This window comes from Dokdonia sp. LLG6352-1, assembly GCF_045055815.1.
Taxonomy (GTDB): Bacteria; Bacteroidota; Bacteroidia; order Flavobacteriales; family Flavobacteriaceae; genus Dokdonia; species Dokdonia donghaensis.
Map to the genome: position 1 here is coordinate 92281 of NZ_CP159329.1, position 20335 is coordinate 112615.

General features: G+C 39.4%; 19 protein-coding genes. 10 read left to right on the forward strand and 9 right to left on the reverse strand.

From position 1 onward, the window contains the following. Window positions 1–3: 3 nt before the first annotated feature. On the reverse strand, window positions 4–2442 hold the full coding sequence (locus tag ABVM49_RS00390) for a GumC family protein (RefSeq protein WP_405202575.1): 2439 nt from the start codon (window positions 2440–2442) through the stop codon (window positions 4–6). 3 nt (window positions 2443–2445) lie between these two features. Continuing rightward, entirely contained in the window at window positions 2446–3231 is a 786-nt protein-coding gene (locus ABVM49_RS00395) for a polysaccharide biosynthesis/export family protein (RefSeq protein WP_299148218.1), read from the reverse strand. 267 nt (window positions 3232–3498) lie between these two features. Between ABVM49_RS00395 and ABVM49_RS00400 the strand changes: the two genes are divergently transcribed. From ABVM49_RS00400 to ABVM49_RS00435, 8 genes are all read left to right on the forward strand, one after another. Then, the gene (locus ABVM49_RS00400; protein ID WP_038600056.1) at window positions 3499–5418 is read left to right on the forward strand and encodes an ABC-F family ATP-binding cassette domain-containing protein; all 1920 of its coding nucleotides are present in this window, start codon (window positions 3499–3501) and stop codon (window positions 5416–5418) included. 217 nt (window positions 5419–5635) lie between these two features. After that, window positions 5636–6250 (forward strand): O-methyltransferase, encoded by a 615-nt coding sequence (locus tag ABVM49_RS00405; protein ID WP_405202576.1) that lies wholly within the window; start codon window positions 5636–5638, stop codon window positions 6248–6250. 125 nt (window positions 6251–6375) lie between these two features. After that, entirely contained in the window at window positions 6376–7065 is a 690-nt protein-coding gene (locus tag ABVM49_RS00410; RefSeq protein ID WP_405202577.1) for an ABC transporter ATP-binding protein, read from the forward strand. A 125-nt stretch (window positions 7066–7190) separates the two neighbouring features. Next, window positions 7191–7379 (forward strand): hypothetical protein, encoded by a 189-nt coding sequence (locus tag ABVM49_RS00415; protein WP_298352397.1) that lies wholly within the window; start codon window positions 7191–7193, stop codon window positions 7377–7379. A 21-nt stretch (window positions 7380–7400) separates the two neighbouring features. Beyond that, window positions 7401–7976, forward strand: coding sequence for a cob(I)yrinic acid a,c-diamide adenosyltransferase (locus ABVM49_RS00420; RefSeq protein WP_035328013.1), 576 nt, complete (start codon window positions 7401–7403; stop codon window positions 7974–7976). Window positions 7977–8152: 176 nt separating this feature from the next. Beyond that, on the forward strand, window positions 8153–8374 hold the full coding sequence (locus ABVM49_RS00425) for a DUF2795 domain-containing protein (protein ID WP_013751528.1): 222 nt from the start codon (window positions 8153–8155) through the stop codon (window positions 8372–8374). A 95-nt stretch (window positions 8375–8469) separates the two neighbouring features. Next, window positions 8470–11832, forward strand: coding sequence for a preprotein translocase subunit SecA (gene secA, locus ABVM49_RS00430; RefSeq protein ID WP_405202579.1), 3363 nt, complete (start codon window positions 8470–8472; stop codon window positions 11830–11832). A 65-nt stretch (window positions 11833–11897) separates the two neighbouring features. Then, complete coding sequence (locus ABVM49_RS00435) at window positions 11898–12716, forward strand: Cof-type HAD-IIB family hydrolase (protein WP_405202580.1); 819 nt, start codon at window positions 11898–11900, stop codon at window positions 12714–12716. On the opposite strand, the gene ABVM49_RS00440 is transcribed toward ABVM49_RS00435, so the two are convergent. From ABVM49_RS00440 to ABVM49_RS00455, 4 genes are all read right to left on the reverse strand, one after another. Continuing rightward, window positions 12688–13371, reverse strand: coding sequence for a peptidoglycan DD-metalloendopeptidase family protein (locus tag ABVM49_RS00440; protein WP_405202581.1), 684 nt, complete (start codon window positions 13369–13371; stop codon window positions 12688–12690). The two genes, ABVM49_RS00435 and ABVM49_RS00440, sit on opposite strands and share 29 nt — an antisense overlap. Before the next feature lie 90 nt (window positions 13372–13461). Continuing rightward, window positions 13462–15168: a hypothetical protein gene (locus ABVM49_RS00445; protein WP_405202582.1), complete on the reverse strand. Its 1707-nt coding sequence runs from the start codon at window positions 15166–15168 to the stop codon at window positions 13462–13464. A gap of 1 nt (window position 15169) precedes the next feature. Then, window positions 15170–15775: a hypothetical protein gene (locus ABVM49_RS00450; RefSeq protein WP_405202583.1), complete on the reverse strand. Its 606-nt coding sequence runs from the start codon at window positions 15773–15775 to the stop codon at window positions 15170–15172. After that, on the reverse strand, window positions 15759–16304 hold the full coding sequence (locus ABVM49_RS00455) for an RNA polymerase sigma factor (RefSeq protein WP_035327995.1): 546 nt from the start codon (window positions 16302–16304) through the stop codon (window positions 15759–15761). Before ABVM49_RS00455 ends, ABVM49_RS00450 begins: the two co-directional genes overlap by 17 nt. Window positions 16305–16513: 209 nt before the next feature. On the opposite strand from ABVM49_RS00455, the gene ABVM49_RS00460 reads away from it, so the two are divergent. Together ABVM49_RS00460 and meaB are read left to right on the forward strand one after the other, a co-directional pair. Further along, window positions 16514–16981: a DUF2383 domain-containing protein gene (locus ABVM49_RS00460; RefSeq protein WP_405202584.1), complete on the forward strand. Its 468-nt coding sequence runs from the start codon at window positions 16514–16516 to the stop codon at window positions 16979–16981. A 98-nt stretch (window positions 16982–17079) separates the two neighbouring features. Then, complete coding sequence (gene meaB / locus ABVM49_RS00465) at window positions 17080–18126, forward strand: methylmalonyl Co-A mutase-associated GTPase MeaB (protein ID WP_405202585.1); 1047 nt, start codon at window positions 17080–17082, stop codon at window positions 18124–18126. 8 nt (window positions 18127–18134) lie between these two features. Here the strand turns inward: meaB and ABVM49_RS00470 are convergent, their stop codons facing one another. Genes ABVM49_RS00470 through ABVM49_RS00480 form a run of 3 tightly spaced genes read right to left on the reverse strand, consistent with a single transcriptional unit; the run spans window position 18135 to window position 20314 of the window. Then, window positions 18135–18698, reverse strand: a complete 564-nt coding sequence (locus ABVM49_RS00470) for a phosphatase PAP2 family protein (RefSeq protein ID WP_405202586.1) — start codon at window positions 18696–18698, stop codon at window positions 18135–18137. Window positions 18699–18701: 3 nt separating this feature from the next. Then, a complete protein-coding gene (locus ABVM49_RS00475) occupies window positions 18702–18932 on the reverse strand; it encodes a hypothetical protein (protein WP_038600020.1) in 231 nt (76 codons plus the stop codon). 35 nt (window positions 18933–18967) lie between these two features. After that, window positions 18968–20314, reverse strand: a complete 1347-nt coding sequence (locus tag ABVM49_RS00480; RefSeq protein WP_298352549.1) for an MATE family efflux transporter — start codon at window positions 20312–20314, stop codon at window positions 18968–18970. Window positions 20315–20335: the final 21 nt, after the last annotated feature.

The following is a 20335-nucleotide window of genomic DNA, read 5'->3' on the forward strand; positions in this document are numbered from 1 at the left end:
ATCTTAGTTGCGCCTAGTAAACAGCTTTTTAAACCTGCCTAAGATACCCGTAGGTGCATCATCCTCGTGGTAGCCATTATTATAAGTTCCGTAACCATAGCCATAACCGTAGCCATATTTTCGTTTTTGCTGGAAATAGTTAAGTACAAAACTTATGTGTGTCACCTCTTCTCTTTGATACTTCTCATTAACAAGACCTAGCATATCCTTACGAGTATAACCTTGACGTACCATATATAGCGAAGCATCTGCATAAGGCATAAGCTCAAATGCATCAGATACTAACCCTAATGGAGGCGTGTCAAAAACAATATAATCATACTCTTGTTTAAGAGTATCAATAAACTCACCCATAGCATCACTTATGATAAGCTCAGAAGGATTAGGCGGGATAGGCCCAGAAAGAATAACGTCTAGATGATTAATACCAGATTTCTGCTTTACCTCATCCAGCGTAGCATCGCCTATCAAGTAATTAACTACACCTTTATCATTTTCTAACTCAAAATCGTCAAATATTTTAGGCTTCCTTAAATCGAGTCCTACCAGTACTGTTTTCTTTTCGCTTAAAGCGAAAACCGAAGCAAGATTCATTGAAGTAAATGTCTTTCCTTCACCACTTACACTAGAAGTTACTAAAACCGTTTTTGCTCCCTCCACACCACGCTTCTTATACATAAACTGCAACCCAGATCGCAACCCTCTAAAAGCCTCTGCCATTGCAGAACGTGGATAATCTCTCACAACAAGACCAGAGGAACGCTTACTCTTCCCTATTGTGCCTAAAATAGGAATGCTAGAGCGTTTCTTCACATCTTCTGGAGTTCCTACTTTTGTGTCTAAAAAGAAGATAATAAGCACAAATGCAATGGGAATTACCATACCAAATACGCCTGCTAGTACCTTGTTTAGTTTTGTATTAGGACCTATAGGTCCCTTCCCTACATCTTTTGCTCTATCTATAAAAAGAATATCAGATACATTTGAAGCTTTTATAATCTCTGCCTCGCTACGTTTTTCTGTATACAGGTTATAGGCTTCTTGACTTATTGTAAAGCGTCTTTGTATTTCTGCCAGTTCTTGTTCTTCTTTTGGAAACTGTTTTAGTTTTCCTTGAGCCTGTCCTATCTGCCTATTAAGGTTAGCTATTTGTGCTTTGATTAACCGGTTACTTGACTTTATATTTTCAAAAAGAACCTCTTTTTCGGCATCTATACGTCTGTCTAAATCTCTAAAAGCAGGGTTACCCTCCTTTGCTGTATAGGCTAGGTTACTACGTTGTAATGCTAGTTGTACAATATTTGCCACCCCAGCGGTAATGCTACCTTCATCTATAAGAGATACAGAGGGAGCAGGCACATTTGTATAATCTGTACGTGTGCGTAGGTAATCTTCTAGTTGCTTGTAATAAACTAGCTGTCGTGACAGACCGTCTTTCTCATTATCAAGGTCTTGTAAAGCAATGCTTATTTGCTCTGCACCACCAGAAAGTGTCACAGTACTATTTTTATTTTGAAACTTATTAAGATCTTCTAAGGCCTTATCAAGATCTACATTGCTAGTTTTAAGACTGCTATCTATGTACTTTATGGTCTTTGTTGCAAATAGATTTTTCTGCCTTAGTTGTTCTTCTGTACGCACTTGTACACTAGCATTTAAGTAATCTATAAGGCGTTTTTTATTTGTGCCTACCAGGCTTAATTCTAATGTAGAGCTCCCTCGCGGAGTTTGAGTTACTCCTATACCTCTATATCTTCCAGCGGTACCATTAAAATTGCCTAGACTTACATAATACTCTTGCCCTTCTAGAGGATAAACATCTGTAGGTAATAAAGTTGCTTTTAAAAATGGGGTGTTGATAGTATCTCCTAGTTGAAATACTTCATCATAGTCCGCATTAGGAGCTGTGATAGATGAGGGTTTAAGCGTAGAATAGTTGAACAAAGGGGCTGTACCACCCGCAAAAGGAATTTTCACTCTTATATTTCCATTACCTTCATCTATAAAGGTCATACGCTTACCGTATAACTGCGGAAATGAATCATTGAGTTTTAAAGTAAATGGTGTGTAACCATATACATCTTCTATATTGTACTTGCCTTGTCTTTGGTAATTAGTGTAAAATTGTAAATACTGTACTACTCGCTCTGCGTGTGTACGCGATTTAAGCATAATAATACTGGTCTGGACCTTATCTGTAGTTCCTCCCCAGTTAAATACAAGACTGGTATTACCCCCAAACATTTGGTTTTGATCATCTTTAATGGAGATCAAGCTGGTCTCTCTATAAATTGGGACTTTGCGCACATTGATATAGCGAGCTATAGAAAATGTAATCGCTAGACATATTAAAAACAGCCACCAGTAACTAAGTAACCTGTATAAGAAGCCCTTAAAATCAAAAAAACTTCCAGAACTCTGTGGGTCAAACTCTTCTTCCATCTTCTATCGTGTTGCTAGTAAAATAACAGAAGCTAGTGTTGTGACTAGTCCCAGTATGGTGGTAAAGGCCTGTAAGCCGGTAGTACCTATCCCTATCGCTTTTTGTGGCAATGGGTTTACGGTAATAATATCGTTAGGTTGTATGTAGTAATAAGGTGACTGCATAACATCTATTTGAGTCAGGTCTATGTGATGCACACGTTGTCCCCCTGGGTACTGTCTTATAATGAGCACATCTGTAAGATCTCCCGTTATAGGTACTCCACCAGCGTTTGCTATGGCTTCTAGTATAGTCACTTTTTCGGCGAGTACATTTTGCGTTCCTGAGCTCCCTATTTCTCCTACTAGCGTGTATCTTATACCTGGTAGCTTAACTGTCACAAAAAGATCTGCTTCGTCTTTAATGTAATCTGCTAGTAATCGTTGCTCTATAATCTCACGTATTTCTTCAGTTGTTCTGCCTAGTACGTTTATCTCCCCTAGTTCTGGCACACGTATATTACCGTGAGTATCTATAGCAAAGCCATCGTAATAAAAACCCTCGTTAAGCGATACACCTTCTTCTCCAGATGGGTTAAAAAACTCAACAAGTTGCTGGTCTAGTGCTTTGAGACGTATACTTAATATATCACCTACTTGAACTCTGTACGGAGGTTGCTGTTGTTGTAGCGAGACTATACTATCTGTAGCAGTCTCATTTTCTTGAAGATATGTGATATCCTTGAGAGGTACACAAGATGCTGTACTCGCCATAATCACGAGTATCAATAATAATAATGGGTATCTCATTTAAGTTGTGTTAGGCTCACAAATATAGACTTTCATCGATAAAAATAAAACTTTCACAGAGAGGTGTGTATTTCATCGCTTAAAATTTTCCAAAAAAGCATCAATAATCGACGAGAGAGCATCTCGTAAAACGCTATAGTTCTTTTGGGAAGCCTTATTTTTGCTTTCGCGAAAGCGTAAAAAAAACCTTTATCATATTTATAGTTTACAGATTTACACTGTACTATATCATAAAAGATGCAGCATACCGCATCCACACAACACACAATGAACTACCTCTCTGTAGAAAACGTATCAAAATCATTTGGTGAACGCCACCTTTTTAAAGACATCGCTTTTGGAATTAATAAGGACCAAAAAATAGGTTTTGTTGCCAAAAACGGTACAGGTAAAACCTCACTCCTTAATATCATTGCTGGTCTTGAATCGCCAGATGATGGGCAGGTCGTGAGCAGAAAGGGTATCACCATCTCTTTCTTACCACAAGAACCAGACTTAGACCCAAGCCTTACGATAGAAGAAACCATATTTGCAGGAGATAACCCTATACTTAAAACCATTGCAAACTATGAGAAGGCACTTCTTCATATGGAAGAGGCAGATGCTTATCAAAAAGCCTTTGATGCTATGGAGGCAGCACAAGCTTGGGATTTTGAGACGCAGTATAAACAGATTCTCTTTAAGCTTAAGCTAGACGACCTAGGTCGTAAGGTTGAGTTACTAAGTGGTGGACAAAAGAAGCGCCTCGCACTTGCCCAGATGATGCTTACTAAACCTGATCTGGCTATTCTAGATGAACCTACTAACCACCTTGACCTAGAGATGATAGAGTGGCTAGAGGATTATTTTAGAACAGAAAACATCACGCTTTTTATGGTTACACACGACCGTTACTTTTTAGAAAACGTGTGTAATGAGATTGTAGAGCTAGAAAATGGAAAACTCTATAACTATAAAGGTAACTATGCTTACTATCTAGAAAACAAAGATGCTCGCGTTGCTGCCTGGGAGGCAGAAACGGGTAAAGCAAAACAGCTATATAAAAAAGAACTGGAGTGGATGCGCCGCCAGCCTAAAGCTCGTACCACAAAGTCAAAATCTCGTATAGACGACTTTGCAGAGATAAAATCACGTGCTCACGAGCGCCGCAATGATCACACCGTACAGCTAGAAATTAATATGGAGCGTATGGGGAGTAAAATCCTTGAGTTTCATAATGTAGGTAAATCATATGGGGATCTCACCTTACTCAACAAGTTTGAGTATGTTTTTAAAACGGGTGAGCGTGTAGGTATCATAGGTAAAAATGGTACGGGTAAAACCACATTTCTTAATATAATGACCGGTGCACTACCTCCAGATTCTGGAAAGGTGATTGTGGGCGACACGGTAAAATTTGGTTATTACACTCAGAAAGGAATCGCCATAAAAGAGGGTCAGAAGGTGATAGATGTTATAAAGGAGTTTGGAGATCACATCCCTCTTAAAAAAGGACGTACCATCTCTGCTGGACAACTATTAGAACGTTTCTTGTTTGACCGTAAGAAGCAGTATGACTTTGTAGAGCGACTAAGTGGTGGGGAGCGCAAGCGACTCTACCTATGCACCGTTTTTATTCAGAATCCTAACTTTTTAATTCTAGATGAGCCTACAAATGATCTAGATGTAGTAACGCTCAACGTGCTTGAACAATTTCTATTAGATTTCCCAGGGTGTCTAGTGGTGGTTTCTCACGACCGTTACTTTATGGATAAAATAGTAGACCACCTCTTTGTTTTTAAAGGAGATGCCGTGGTAGAAAACTTCCCGGGTAACTACTCAGACTTTAGAGCATACGAGGGTGGGATAAGTAACGCTTTCGCGAAAGCAGAAAAAGAACAAGCACAGCTAGAAAACAAACAGAAATTTGAAGCATCTGTTACTCAAACAGCAAGTGACACCAAAAGCTGGAAAGAAAAACAGCACAAAGGAGCACTCTCTTTTAATGAGCAAAAGGAGCACGCAAAACTAGAACGTGAGATTGCAAAGCTAGAGAGACAAAAGGAAGAAAAACAAAAAGTGTTTTTAAATCCTGATCTCTCTCAAGATGAGATCACAGAAGAGAGCATAAAACTTCAAAAAATAATAGACGACATAGAGGCAAAAGAAGAACGCTGGTTTGAACTGAGCTCAAAAATGGAAGAGTAACCCTTATCCAAACACCTGTAAACCCTCTGTTTTAAAAGCACTAGTTATCGCAAATAATAATAGTTTACATACTGCGCTTGCATACATAAAATGGCTACCTAAAACCTTTCATCTACACGGGATACACTCCCCTTTTATATTCAAACTAGAAAAGGAAGTATTACGAGGAAAGAGTGACCCTAGCATCTCACAACAGTTATACGCCTATAAAAGGTCATTGCTAGATAACCAGCAAACCATCACAGTAACAGATTATGGTGCTGGCTCACGCGTATTTAAATCTGCCGAAAGAAAAATAAAGGACATCGCCACCTATGCTGGAGCAACTCATAAACGCATTTTATTACTCCAGCGGCTTATTGCCTACTTTCAGCCTCAAGAGGTACTAGAGCTAGGTACCTCACTAGGTATTGCGACTGCAGCACTAGCTATAAAGAGTAATACCCAAGTTACAAGTATAGAAGGCTGCCCTCAGACGGCTCAAATAGCACAACAAGAGCTGAATAATGCAGGTATAAAAAACGTAAAAATTTACGTAGGCGACTTTACTACAGAGCTAGATAACCACATTAAGAAGAATTTTGACTTCATATACTTTGATGGTAATCACGCCAGAGACGCTACTATAAACTATGTAAATAAACTTCTAGTTACTGTAAACGATGAGAGTGTATGGGTTTTTGACGACATACACTGGTCGCAAGAAATGACAGAAGCCTGGGAGTATATAAAAGCACTACCACAAGTAACTGCTACGGTAGATGCATTTTATTTTGGAATGGTATTTTTTAGACCCAAACAAGCCAAAGAAGATTTTTACATCAAGTTATAATTGAGGATAATCTATACAATTATAACTGAGGTTAAATCAAGCATCTTTACATCTTACTTACATTTTTAAGTAAATTGTGTAACAAATTGTGTGTAACATCTTCTAATAGCAAACTAAACACATCTATGGGTAACCTCATTAAAATAAGAAACATCATACGTGACTTCCCTCTAGGAAACGAAATTGTACACGTACTTAAAGGTATAGATCTAGATATAGACAAGGGCGAGTATGTAGCGTTTATGGGACCTTCTGGGTCTGGTAAATCTACATTAATGAATCTCTTAGGGTGTCTTGACACACCTACAGCAGGATCTTATGTTCTTAATGGTCGAGATGTAAGCCAGATGAGTGATGATGAGCTTGCAGATGTACGTAATACAGAGATAGGTTTTGTTTTTCAAACATTTAACTTACTACCTAGAACAACAGCTTTAGATAACGTAGCACTACCTATGGTATATGCTGGGTTATCAAAATCTTCTCGTAATAAAAGAGCCGAAGAGGTTCTTACAGACGTGGGCCTTGCAGACCGTATGGACCATAAACCTAACCAGCTCTCTGGAGGACAGCGCCAGCGTGTAGCCGTAGGTCGTGCACTTGTAAATAAACCGTCTATCATACTTGCAGATGAGCCTACGGGTAACTTAGACTCAAAAACAGGGGTTGAGATTATGGCACTCTTTGACGCTATACACGCAGCAGGTAATACAGTGATCCTGGTTACACACGAAGAAGATATTGCAGAGCACGCGCATAGAGTAATACGCCTTAGAGATGGAGTTATAGAGAGCGATGTAAAAAATAAAAAGTAACTAGATCCTACTCAAAAAAAACTATTCAAAACGCCACTTGCTGGCGTTTTTTTGTTTTACATACTTACCACTTTTCAAAGTAGAATCATATCCTTTTTTTTATCTTCACGACACAATAACAAAATATGGACTTTTTTAACAACCTCTCTCCTATCACACAGATACTTGTAAGTATCATAGGGGTTGCCGTTTTATTCTTACTAGTTTTTGCAAATACAAAACGTAATACCACAAAGCAACGTGGGAGAAGAACGCGCAACTTTAATGAAGGTTTTCAAAAAAAACGCAAGGAAAGAGAAAAAGAACAACAATAACAGCATACAACTTCATCACAAATGAAAGTATACACAAAAACTGGTGACGCCGGTACTACAGCCTTATTTGGCGGCACGCGAGTCCCAAAACATCATATAAGAATAGACAGCTACGGCACTGTAGATGAGCTTAACTCATTTATAGGCCTCATACGTGATCAAGAGATTGATGTGCGTAGCAAGGAGATTCTTATTCATATTCAAAACAAACTCTTTACCGTAGGAGCTGTACTCGCTACAGACCCAGAGAAGATGATTCTTAAAAATGGCAAAGAGCGCCTCAATATCCCAAAAATTAATGAAGAAGATATTGAACTACTAGAAAATGAAATAGATAAGATGGAAACAGAACTTCCACCTATGACGCATTTTGTACTCCCTGGAGGTCACACCACCGTGTCACATTGTCACGTAGCACGTACTGTATGTAGGCGCGCAGAGCGCTTGGCCACAGCGCTTTACGAGCTAGAGCCGTTTGACAAGCATACACTTAAATACCTTAACCGCCTTTCTGACTACCTATTTGTGCTGGCACGAAAGTTGTCTAAAGACTTACAAGCAGATGAGGTAAAATGGATACCTACCAAGCTAGATTAAGAGTACCGAATACAGAAAACAATTATTGAGAGGTATCTCGCTTTCGCGAAAGCGTAATTATACTCTCTACAAGGTCTGAAAGCCACGTTCTTACATTTATTTTGAAATAATCTTCAATTCACTTGCATTTCTGCTTAGAAAAATTATTTTTGCACAAATTAAAAAACACAAATGCTATGTACTGGACACTTGAACTAGCTTCTTACCTAAGTGACGCGCCTTGGCCTGCTACTAAAGATGAGTTGATCGATTATGCGATTAGAACTGGAGCACCACTTGAAGTTGTAGAAAATCTACAAGCTATCGAAGACGAAGGTGATTCTTATGATTCTATCGAAGAGATCTGGCCAGACTATCCCTCAGACGAGGATTATCTCTGGAACGAAGACGAATATTAAATATATACCCGTTAAAACACTAAAAAGTCTCTCTATGAGGCTTTTTTTTTGATTAAATTTACGGGTTCAAAATTGACACAAAACAACACCATATTATGGGATTTTTAGACAGTGTATTAAAAATTTTTGTAGGCGATAAGTCTAAACAAGACGTGGGAGCGATCACCCCTATTGTTGAAAAAATTAAAGCACACGAAGCAGCCTTAGCAAAGTTATCACTAGATGACTTGAGAAATAAAACAGCAGAGTTTAAGCAAATTCTTGCAGCTGCTCTCAAAGAAAACACAGAAGCTACAGAAGCGCTTAAAATAAAAGCCGAAGCTACCGAAGATATAGATGAGCGTGAAGACGTTTACCTAGCCATAGACAAGCTTAAAGACGAGGCTTACGAGATTTCTGAAAAAACACTCTCTGAAATACTCCCAGAAGCATTTGCCGTTGTAAAAGAAACTGCAAAGCGATTTACTAATAATACAACACTTGAGGTAACTGCCTCAGAGTATGATCGTTTACTTAGTGGCACAAAAGACTATGTAACACTAGAAGGCGATAAAGCCATCTGGTCAAATAGCTGGGATGCCGCTGGTAAAGAAGTAACCTGGGATATGATACACTATGACGTACAGCTCATAGGTGGTGTGGCAATGCACCAAGGTAAAATAGCAGAGATGCAAACGGGTGAAGGTAAAACACTCGTGGCGACGCTACCTGTTTACCTTAACGCACTTACTGGTAATGGTGTACACCTTGTAACAGTAAATGATTACCTAGCTAAGCGTGATAGCGCTTGGATGGCTCCTTTATTCCAGTTTCACGGGATGACTATAGATTGTATAGACTATCACAGACCTAACAGTCCTGAGCGTCGTGCAGCATACGCGGCAGATATTACATATGGTACAAATAACGAATTTGGTTTTGACTACCTACGTGATAATATGTCTCACAAACCAGAAGATCTAGTACAACGCCCACATAACTATGCAATTGTAGATGAGGTAGATTCTGTACTTGTAGATGATGCTCGTACACCACTTATTATATCTGGACCTGTACCTAAAGGTGATGTGCACGAGTTTAATGATCTTAAACCACAAATAGAGAAGATTGTAAACCTACAGCGCCAGGAGCTTGTAAAAGTTTTACCAGAAGCAAAAAAACTTATTGCTTCAGGTGACACAAAAGAAGGTGGTAAACAACTCTTGCGTGTATACCGTGGGTTACCTAAAAATAAAGCCCTCATAAAATACTTGAGTGAAGAAGGAATACGTCAGTTATTACAAAAGACTGAGAACTTCTATATGCAAGACAATAATCGTGAAATGCATCAAATAGATGAGGCACTATACTTCACGATAGATGAAAAGAACAATCAGATTGAACTTACAGACAGAGGTATCGAGACACTTTCTGGTAAAGACAATCCAGATTTCTTCACAATGCCAGAGATAGGTCTTGAGATAGGAAAAATAGAAGCAAAAGGATTATCACCAGAAGAAGAAGCTACAGAAAAGGAAGAACTCTTTAAAGAGTTTGGAATCAAGTCTGAGCGTATTCACACAATGAACCAGCTGCTTAAAGCATACACGTTATTTGAAAAAGACACCGAGTATGTCGTGATGGAAAATAAGGTGATGATTGTAGATGAGCAAACCGGTCGTATTATGGATGGTCGTCGTTACAGTGACGGTCTACACCAAGCGATTGAGGCAAAAGAAAATGTAAAAATTGAAGATGCTACACAAACTTTTGCAACGGTAACGCTTCAAAACTACTTCCGTATGTATCGCAAGCTATCTGGTATGACAGGTACAGCGGTTACAGAGGCTGGAGAATTCTGGGAGATTTACAAACTAGACGTAGTAGAGATACCTACTAACCGCCCTATTGCAAGAAAAGATAAAGACGACTTAGTTTACAAAACGAAGCGCGAGAAGTATAACGCCGTTATAGATGAAGTTACAGAACTTTCAAAATCTGGACGTCCAGTCTTGATAGGTACAACTTCTGTAGAGATATCAGAATTACTAGGTAAAATGCTTACCCTTCGTAAAATACCTCATAACGTACTTAACGCAAAGCTACATAAACGCGAGGCAGACATCGTTGCAGAGGCTGGTAACCCTGGAGTGGTAACCATTGCTACAAATATGGCAGGTCGTGGTACAGATATTAAGTTATCTGACGAGGTAAAGGCAGCCGGTGGTCTTGCCATTATAGGTACAGAGCGTCACGACTCACGTCGTGTAGACAGACAGCTACGTGGTCGTTCTGGACGTCAAGGAGATCCAGGAAGCTCACAGTTTTATGTATCGCTTGAGGATAACCTAATGCGTTTATTTGGGTCTGAGCGTATTGCAAAGATGATGGATAGAATGGGGCTCAAAGAAGGAGAAGTGATACAACACGGTATGATTTCAAAATCTATAGAGCGCGCACAGAAAAAAGTAGAAGAAAACAACTTTGGAGTACGTAAGAACTTACTTGAGTATGATGATGTGATGAATATGCAACGTGAGGTTGTATATAAGCGTCGTCGTCACGCACTATATGGAGAGCGTTTACGTGTAGACCTTGCAAATATGATCTATGACACCTCTGAGGTTATTGTAGAGTCAAACAAGCAAGCACAAGACTTTAAGAACTTTGAGTTTGAGCTCATTCGTTATTTCTCTATGACGAGCCCAGTAAGTGAGAGCGACTTTAACAGTAAGTCTGCAAAAGATCTTACAGACCTCATTTACAAAGCAGCTTTTGATCACTATAAAGAAAAGATGACTAAGAATGCAGACCTTGCCTTCCCTATCATCAAGAGAGTGTATGAAGATCCTAATGCAAAGTTTGAGCGTATCGTGGTACCATTTACAGATGGTACAAAAGAGCTACGTGTAGTTACAAATCTTAAAGAAGCTTACGACTCAGACGGTAAGCAACTCGTGACAGATTTTGAAAAGAACATCACACTTGCCATTATAGATGACGCTTGGAAAACACACCTTCGTAAGATGGATGAGCTTAAGCAAAGTGTACGCCTTGCTGTACACGAGCAAAAAGATCCATTATTAATCTATAAGTTTGAAGCATTTGAGCTTTTCAAAAAGATGATTGATAAGGTTAATAAAGAGGTGATTTCATTCCTATTTAAAGGAGAGATTCCACAGGGTAACCAAGATCAAGTGAGCGATGCATCGCAAATACGTGAGCGCCGTGAAGAAACGCAAACTCAAAAGGAAGAAATCCCTAATATGGATGAGCGTTCTGCACAGGCTAGAGCTGCTGGTAACACACAACCACAGCAACAACAGGTTACAGAAACTATTGTAAGATCTCAACCTAAAATAGGTCGTAACGACCGTGTTACTATTAAAAATGTAATAAATGGTGAGACAAAAGAAGTAAAGTACAAACAGGCTGAACCACTTATTGCAAAAGGACAATGGGTGATTCTAAACAGCTAGATTGTTTTAATAATTTTCTACATAAGGCGGCTCTCTTTTGAGGCCGCCTTATTATTTTTATAGCTATGATAGACACCATACAGCTTTTATGTTCAGATATAGACGGTACGTTACTCAATGCAGACCGATGGTTGAGTGATGCTAGTATTTCCGCTTTCGCGAAAGCGGGATTACCCCTCATACTAGCTTCCTCACGCCCACCACAAGCTATGCGCTACTTGCAAGAAGGGCTGGGCAATCTAGGTGAGGCACTTATTGCCTTTAATGGAGGACTTATTATAGGAAAGGATGGAACTATAATAGAAAATAATAGCTACGACACGCAAGTACTGTCTACACTTATCCCACATCATACAAAACATTCTTACAACTTAAGTATTTATAGCAACCAGCACTGGTTTACAGATCAAGAAGATGAGTGGAGCTTACGCGAAATAAACAACACAAGAGCTACTCCTATCTATCAAGCGGCTACTGAAAGTCTGGACTTTCTAATTAACAATAAGCTAGGCATACACAAACTAATGTGTATGGGAGCCCCAGAAGAACTTGATAGTCTAGTTGCATTACTAGAACAACTCTATAGTGATAAAGTACACCTTTATAGATCTAAGGACACCTACCTTGAGATTACCCCAAAACATATAGACAAAGCAAAGGCGCTAGCGGTCTTATTAAAAAAGGAATATAACTTTGGGCTAGAGGCTGTAATGGCTTTTGGCGATAACCATAATGATGATGAGCTTATACGTCGCGTAGGTAAAGGTGTTGCTGTACAGAATGCTACTCCTACTCTAAAATCACTAGCAGATTATACTAGCGATTTTACAAATAAAGAAGATGCCGTCGCAAAGGCTATTCATAAATTTTTAATAGCAGATTAGGGTCTGGGCAGTTCTTTCTATAAAACTCAAGATCATTTTGGCTTCCTACACCAGGATAATCACCCTCTTTACCTTGCATATCTATAACTATCTGGAAGTGTAGATGAGGCGCATAATCACCATTTACATCTGGAGTACCTAGAGCGGCAATTACTTCACCAGCTTTTACCTTTTGACCGACCTTTTTATTATGTAAAGATGCTACACTTAAGTGTCCATATAGGGTGTGAAACTCCTGCCCGTCTATGGTGTGCTTTACAATAAGCGTAGGTCCATAATCGCCAAAATTCTTATTGTGTTTAAAGCTATGTATCTCTCCATCTAGGGGACTGACAATACTTTCTCCCGCATTGCACCACAAGTCTATACCAAGATGAATGTTGCGCTTATCTCCCGGATCTTGTGCCTGAAAATAATCTGATCTATCATAGAGAGGTCGTTTCTCTAGATAACCGCCGTAGGCTACCTTAGAACCACTTATCTTAAGATACAGCTGTAAGAATTTATGATGATCATAAGGTCTTGTAAGAAGCTCAACATCTAGCTCATTATTTGACGTAGATAAATCTAGCGGATAGAAGTCTTCTTTTTGAAAAGGAGTGTGGAGAGGAGATGTAAATTCTTTTGTAAGCGCACTAAAAAAACTAGTATCCATTGGTTGTTATTTGTTGCCTAAAAATACAACTTCAATACAAAACACAAAAAGCAGCCATAGCTGCACAATAATTTAGTATGTAATCGCTGTTTATTGCAATACTACGTCGCTATACTTAGCATTAATCGTAATGGTATTACCAGTACTTCTAGACTTATGAAACCCGTTTACCATTTCTGTAGATCCGTTTTTCATAGACTGTGTCTCGAGTTGCTTAGGGATAAAGAAGTCATTATGATCACCACTGTAACTAAAGTTAAATGCCGCCTGCGGTAATTTTAAAGCCAGGTCGCTATTTTCTAAAAATAAAGTAAGCGTCCCAAAGTTATCACTTACTTGAGGAATTGATAACTTACCAAATGACCCAGATATCATACCAGAACCATCTAGACGATTAATGTGTACGTTACTAGAGTTAGACGTTACTTTAATGTCTGTAGCTGTGTTTATATTACAATCTTTAACGTGATTAGTCACGAGAGTTCCTTTGTTCCAGTTTGTGATGGTTACAGGGCTGTAAGAAACATCGATGGAGGTGTTTCCTCCATCGATGGTTGTGGCAGCAAGGCTACCGTGTGAGATAATAGCTTTTGCATTATAAGCATCTGCCATTTTTACTTTACCGTAACGTACATTAAGATCTAGCTCTGCACGCTTAGGCATTTTTATGATAATAACACGTTTTACATTTCGGTTAGACTTTTTTGATGAAGCCTTATCAGAATCATAATTAAGGCTGTAGTGGCTACTTCTATTTCCGTTTTCATCTCTTGTATGAGTTTCTTCCCACTCACCTTCGTGCTCTTCTGCCCATTTTTCCATTTTCTTGCCGAAGTTTTCTCCCCACTTCTCCATATCTTTTCCAAAAGACTCTCCCCACTTCTCCATAGACTTCCCGAAGTTCTCACCGAAGTTTTCGCCCCACTTCTCCATAGATTTACCAAAGTTCTCACCCCAGTCTTCCATTCTCTCTCCAAAATCTTCTCCCCAGGCCTCAACATCTTCAAGCCAGCTATCTACCTCACGTACACTTACTCTTGTACCGTACTTTCGGTTTAACTTATTTACGTAAGCTTGTTTATCTTTTTCATACTCATCACTGTCAAAAGTGATATTTCCTTTGCTATTAAAAGGCCATTTTGGGATGCCAGATTGCTCTATAAGACGCTCGCTCCAGTCTTCAGATTTTTGCTCTGCTTCTTTCTCCCACTTCTCCATTTTACGCTCAAACTCAGGGCCAAAACTCTTATCCATCTCACGCTCCCATCGCTTTATGTAAGCTCTACCTTCTCTTTTATATGCCTCGTGGTCAAATTTCATTTTCCCCATTTCTTCATAATACTCATCTGGAAGTCTTGCTCCAGAGATACCTTCTAGTAGCGGCCCTACAAGACCATTCATCACAGGCTCAACAATACTAAGTGACTGCCCTATAATTTCTCCTAGATCAAGATCTAGGTGTACGTTATCTAGATCGCTTAGATTATATACTTTTACATCTCCATAACCTCCTTTACTTGTAACTCGTACCTGGTTACTATTACCACTCACGTCAAGATCCCAAGACCTTGCTGCTTCACTTGCATTTTCTCCCTCTACATAAGCCTCTATAGCGACTTCATTTTTGTTCCAGGTTTCAAAAATCACATCTGCATAACGTGTGTCTATATCTATCTGCACGTCTTTGTTTACAGAAAAGCGTTCGTTTAACTTTGTTTTTTTAGCCTGCGCAAATACGCTCCCAGTTGCTACAAATAGTAACATCATCACTGGCCATAATATCTTATACTGTTTCATCTTATACGGTTTGAATGGCTGCTTCTTGTTGAGCAGCGTTTTTCATTTCTTTAAGTTTAGCTTTGAGCTTTATCATAAGCTCCACACGCAATTTTAAGTTTTCTATCATTGCGTTTACCATCTCTTCACTTACACCACTTTCGGTAATCTCCCGATTGAGACTTTTATACTCTGCATCAAGATCTGACAGCTGTTTCATAAAAGCATCTATAAGCTCTTTATTATCATCTGTTATCTCAAGGCGGGCAATCTCTAGGTTTACACTAGCGAGGTAGTAATCTTCTACTTTTTTAAATTCTGGTGATATAGCACTTAATAAGATTTCTGGTTCTACCGTTTCTGTATTTTCTGGGGTAGCTTGTACTATGGGTGCGTCTTCCGCTTTCGCGAAAGCGTTATTATACACCATCATTACAATACCACCAGCTACAATAAGTATGGCTGCTATCTTCATCCATAAAAATATACCGCCTTTAGGCTTTGAAGGTTTTTGCTCTTCTGGCATACGCTCTTCAAGTAATTGCTCAAAACGTGATAAGTGGCCTTCTCGCAGCTGCTCTTGCTCACCGCTCTCGCTTTTGATAAGCTCTCTAATATCCTGTGCCATAATTAAGGGTCTTTAAGTGTTGTTGAAGCTTCTTCTTACCGCGGTGCACCAGCGTTCTAGAAGCGACTTCTGTAATCTGTAATATCTCTGAGATCTCCTGGTGATCGTATCCCTCTATTAAGAATAGCATAAGAGGATACTCATATCGCTCAGGAAGCTCACTGATGGTTTTCTTAATGTGGTCTACGGTTACCCCGTCTGCCACATTCCAATCATTATCATCATCTACCTTGCCCATTACTTCCTCATTAAGTGGGATAAGTGTTGCTTTTTTTGCCTTGATCATATCGAGACTTTTATTAATCACGATGCGCTTAAGCCAGGCTCCAAAGGTGACTTCTCCCGTAAACTGATGAAGCTTTGCAAAGGCATTTATAAAGCCCTCGTGCATTGCCTCTTCTGCCTCAAATGCATTTTTCAAAAATCTAAAGGCTACACAATACATACCATCACAGTATTTATTGTACAGCTGCAGCTGTGCCTTTCTATCATTTGCCTTGCATTTTTGTATGAGATCACTAACTAGCAAAATGGATGGTTGGTTTTGATTGGTTTATTATTGCTATTCTTCTTAAAGACGAGGTCTTTTTTGCAATGTTGCAAAAAGTTTTATTTTTTTTGAGTTAACAGCCCATTAAGATACTACTAGATTATAAATAAACTATTCATAATTTTTAAGTAATAATGAAGTAAGACTATTTTAAATACTGCGACTAGTCTATATTTGAAGCTCAGTATATGAATCACCTCGATATTGCATATGAAAATCTTAACGATCTGCTAGACGAATGTTTCTGGGCAGAGCGTCGCTATTTTAATGCTGCAGAAGAAGTTGAGATTACAGAGTATAAAAGATTTCTAGCTAAGGAAAGTGTAAGCCGCAATAAGTTTTGTCACAAGATAGTATCCCGAATGGCAGAAGAAGGTATCACGCCAAACAGGCTAGATATTGTAAAGGGTAGTGCAGATCGTGACTGGCTAGATGTAACAGCAGCTATGGAGCATAAAACACCTACAAACATTGTAGGCGCGTGTATGATTCAAGACGAGATGGTACTCATACTCCTCAAACGTCTTATAGATGACAGCTGGTTACCTGTGCATATACTAGAAGTGCTTGTACCTATGGAGTTCCAGATAAAGCAATCACACGCAGATCTTGCCAAGCTTAAAGCCAAGGTTAAAAAGAAGTACAAAGACTCATAACCCTAGTTTTACTTCTTTACACTTGGCAATTCTTTTAGGGATAAAACGCAGCTCTTAAACTCACATAATTATGAAGAAAGTAGTAATTTGGCACTTCTGTGAGTAAAGATGCTACACATATCAACAAGAGTATTAATCCTGCGTTTTACAAGACTCGTAAAAGGCAAAAAACTATAAATACTCAAGATCTAGCAACTGCTATTGCTCAAGGAGATATCACGGCACTCTCTCAAGGCATCACTCTCATTGAGAGCACTGTACAATCACATCAAGATAAAGGACAACAACTTATAGAGGCTTGCCTTAGTAAGGCTAATAAATCTGTAAGGATAGGTATTACTGGCGTGCCTGGCGTGGGCAAGAGCACTTTTATAGAAACCTTTGGCAACTTTCTTACTTCACAAGGACATAAAGTTGCCGTACTAGCGGTAGACCCTACGAGCTCTGTATCTCACGGTAGTATACTAGGTGATAAAACTAGAATGTATACACTTGCTCAAAACCCTAATGCTTATATACGTCCCAGCGCCTCAGGAAAATCACTGGGAGGTGTAGCTCGAAAAACTAGAGAGGCCATTATACTCTGTGAGGCTGCAGGTTATGACGTGATTATAATCGAAACGGTGGGTGTAGGTCAGAGCGAGACCATCGTACACTCTATGGTAGACTTCTTTTTGCTACTCAAACTAGCTGGGGCTGGTGATGAGCTACAAGGCATTAAAAGAGGTATTATTGAGATGGCAGATGCCATTGTGATCAATAAAGCAGACGGTGGCAACACAAAAGCTGCAAAGCTGGCTAAGACCGCTTTCGCGAAAGCGTTGCACCTCTTCCCTCCTAAACCCAGCAACTGGACACCAAAGGTTACAACCTGTAGCGCCCTAGAAAACACAGGGATTGAAGAAGTATGGCAACTCATATCTGATTATACCGAAACAACAAAAACCTCAACTTACTTTGAAGCAAAAAGAGCCGAGCAAAATAAATTCTGGCTACTACAAACCATAGAAAATAAACTTAAAGACGCCTTTTATGCAAATGACAAGGTGGTAGGTGAACTAGATGCTGTCTTATCTAAAGTGGCTCAAGGAGAGGTTTCTCCCTTTATAGCAGCACAGCAATTACTAGATATCGCAAGTAAGTAACAGTCTAACTACTTATCATATTTCACAATTAAAAACTGCTGCAATTTATAAAGACCATAGCCTATCGCTGCTCCTATAATCCAACCAGTAAGGACATCACCAGGATAATGTACTCCCACATAAATGCGGCTATACCCCACTACCGCAGACCAAAAAAGTAAAAAGAAAATCAAATTCTTATAACTACGCCTAAGCGCTAGACCTGCAAAAACGGCAACAGCCATACTATTACCAGCGTGTGCAGAATAGTATCCATAACGGCCACAGCGCTCTGCAATGTATCTTATGGTAGTTTCAAAAGCGGCAACTCTACACGGTCTTGGTCTCATAAACCCGTGCTTAAAAGCATTTGCAAGCTGGTCTACTCCAGTAATGAGCAATGCTACGCATACCACAGTAATGAGTGTCCCCTTCATCCCGTACTGCTTGTAAATAAAGAAAAGTAAGAGCGCATATAAGGGTATAGAGCTCAGCTTATTGGTTACAATAAGCCAGAACTGATCCCAGGTGGCACTACCTAGACCGTTTAAAAATAAAAAAAGCTCTTGATCATACTGTACGAGTTGCTCCATTACCTACTCGTTCTCAAATTTTTCCATTTCGGCGTCGTACCACTCTGTAGCTTCTTTTATAGCATTTTCGGTTTCAGAGGCAAGCTCATCTTCGTCTTGACGGTCAAACTCTTCAAACCACTCTATTTCATCAATAGTGAGGTCTATTATAAAACGAGGGAACTCTGTATGAATCACAAAAATATGATCAGAAAAATCTGAATTATCACCTAGTAAGAACTTTGGTACTGTCATAATTATCTATTTATATATCTCTTATTATGGTGCGGTTACACCCCACTTATCAACTTTTTACTAAGGTAGTTAAATCTAAAATATAGCATCGTGGCAGATGCTGTGAGCCCTACCAGTAGCCCTACCCAGATGCCTTGCACACCCATTTGCGCCTCTTTCCCAAAATACCACATCACCGGGAAACCTATTACCCAGTAAGCTATAAAACATATCACGGTAGGAATATTTACATCTTGTAAACCTCTTAACGCACCTAGAATAGTAACTTGTACTCCATCACTGAGCTGAAACAATGCTGCCACAACGAGTAATTGTGCTGCCATAAAAATCACCTCCGGATTATCTATATAAAAAGGAGGCAACCAGTCTTTGAGCACTATAAAACCTACAGCAAAGACCGCCTCGATAAGGAAACAAAGTATAAAGATAGAAAAAGCGATACGCCTCAAATTTGGATAATCCCTTTTACCCTTTTGGTTTCCTACACGTATAGTACCAGTGACTCCCAGCCCTACTGCTATCATAAATGTCATAGACGCAAGGTTAAGCGCAATTTGATTTGCCGCCTGGGCATTAGTCCCCAGAATTCCAGATAAGAAAATAGCCGCCGTAAACACACCTACTTCAAAAAGCATTTGTAAAGCTGTGGGAAAACCTAATTTTATAAGTGTTTTAAACTCGCTAAGCTGTATGTGACTTGCACCATCCCAGAAAAAGTAAGATTTAAATTTACGCTTTCGCGAAAGCATAAAAATGAGCAGCCCCAGCATAAAAAATCGTGATATGAGTGTTCCCCAAGCAGCACCCTCAACCTCAAGCCTTGGGAAAATCCATATCCCGTAAATGAGCACATAGTTAAATAAGACATTTACAATATTTGCTAGTATAGTGGCATACATCGCGTATTTAGTTTGTGACAATCCATCTGCAAACTGCTTAAAAGCTTGAAAAATCATAAGCGGAATCATAGACAACGCTACAATCTCAAGGTACGGTATAGCAAGCGCTACCACCTCTGGCGGTTGATCTAGCATATACAATACTGGCTTTGCAATAAGCAAGGTTACAAAAAGCAACACACCGTTTACAGCACACATAATCACCCCGTGGTGAAAGTGCAGTCGCCCCTTCTCTATATTACCTTGACCATCTGCCTCTGCCACAAGTGGCGTGATGGCAAATGAGAAACCTATACCTATAGAAAGTGCTATAAAAACGAGACTATTACCCAGACTTACTGCTGCCAGTTGTGCGGCACCTAGCTGTCCTACCATCAAGTTATCTGCAAGAGCTACAAGTATATGACCCAGCTGTCCCAGCATTATAGGGAATGCTATTTTAAGGTTTGTGCCAAATTCTTTTGTGTAGTCTGAAAACTGCATTGGGTTGGATTTTTTTACGCT

Bases quoted from the DNA above. Each gene is read 5' to 3' on its own strand.
- ABVM49_RS00390 (WP_405202575.1), bottom strand. From the start codon at position 2,442: ATGGAAGAAGAGTTTGACCCACAGAGTTCTGGAAGTTTTTTTGATTTT.
- ABVM49_RS00395 (WP_299148218.1), bottom strand. From the start codon at position 3,231: ATGAGATACCCATTATTATTATTGATACTCGTGATTATGGCGAGTACA.
- ABVM49_RS00400 (WP_038600056.1), top strand. From the start codon at position 3,499: ATGAACTACCTCTCTGTAGAAAACGTATCAAAATCATTTGGTGAACGC.
- ABVM49_RS00410 (WP_405202577.1), top strand. From the start codon at position 6,376: ATGGGTAACCTCATTAAAATAAGAAACATCATACGTGACTTCCCTCTA.
- ABVM49_RS00415 (WP_298352397.1), top strand. From the start codon at position 7,191: ATGGACTTTTTTAACAACCTCTCTCCTATCACACAGATACTTGTAAGT.
- ABVM49_RS00420 (WP_035328013.1), top strand. From the start codon at position 7,401: ATGAAAGTATACACAAAAACTGGTGACGCCGGTACTACAGCCTTATTT.
- ABVM49_RS00425 (WP_013751528.1), top strand. From the start codon at position 8,153: ATGTACTGGACACTTGAACTAGCTTCTTACCTAAGTGACGCGCCTTGG.
- secA (WP_405202579.1), top strand. From the start codon at position 8,470: ATGGGATTTTTAGACAGTGTATTAAAAATTTTTGTAGGCGATAAGTCT.
- ABVM49_RS00435 (WP_405202580.1), top strand. From the start codon at position 11,898: ATGATAGACACCATACAGCTTTTATGTTCAGATATAGACGGTACGTTA.
- ABVM49_RS00440 (WP_405202581.1), bottom strand. From the start codon at position 13,371: ATGGATACTAGTTTTTTTAGTGCGCTTACAAAAGAATTTACATCTCCT.
- ABVM49_RS00445 (WP_405202582.1), bottom strand. From the start codon at position 15,168: ATGAAACAGTATAAGATATTATGGCCAGTGATGATGTTACTATTTGTA.
- ABVM49_RS00450 (WP_405202583.1), bottom strand. From the start codon at position 15,775: ATGGCACAGGATATTAGAGAGCTTATCAAAAGCGAGAGCGGTGAGCAA.
- ABVM49_RS00460 (WP_405202584.1), top strand. From the start codon at position 16,514: ATGAATCACCTCGATATTGCATATGAAAATCTTAACGATCTGCTAGAC.
- ABVM49_RS00470 (WP_405202586.1), bottom strand. From the start codon at position 18,698: ATGGAGCAACTCGTACAGTATGATCAAGAGCTTTTTTTATTTTTAAAC.
- ABVM49_RS00475 (WP_038600020.1), bottom strand. From the start codon at position 18,932: ATGACAGTACCAAAGTTCTTACTAGGTGATAATTCAGATTTTTCTGAT.
- ABVM49_RS00480 (WP_298352549.1), bottom strand. From the start codon at position 20,314: ATGCAGTTTTCAGACTACACAAAAGAATTTGGCACAAACCTTAAAATA.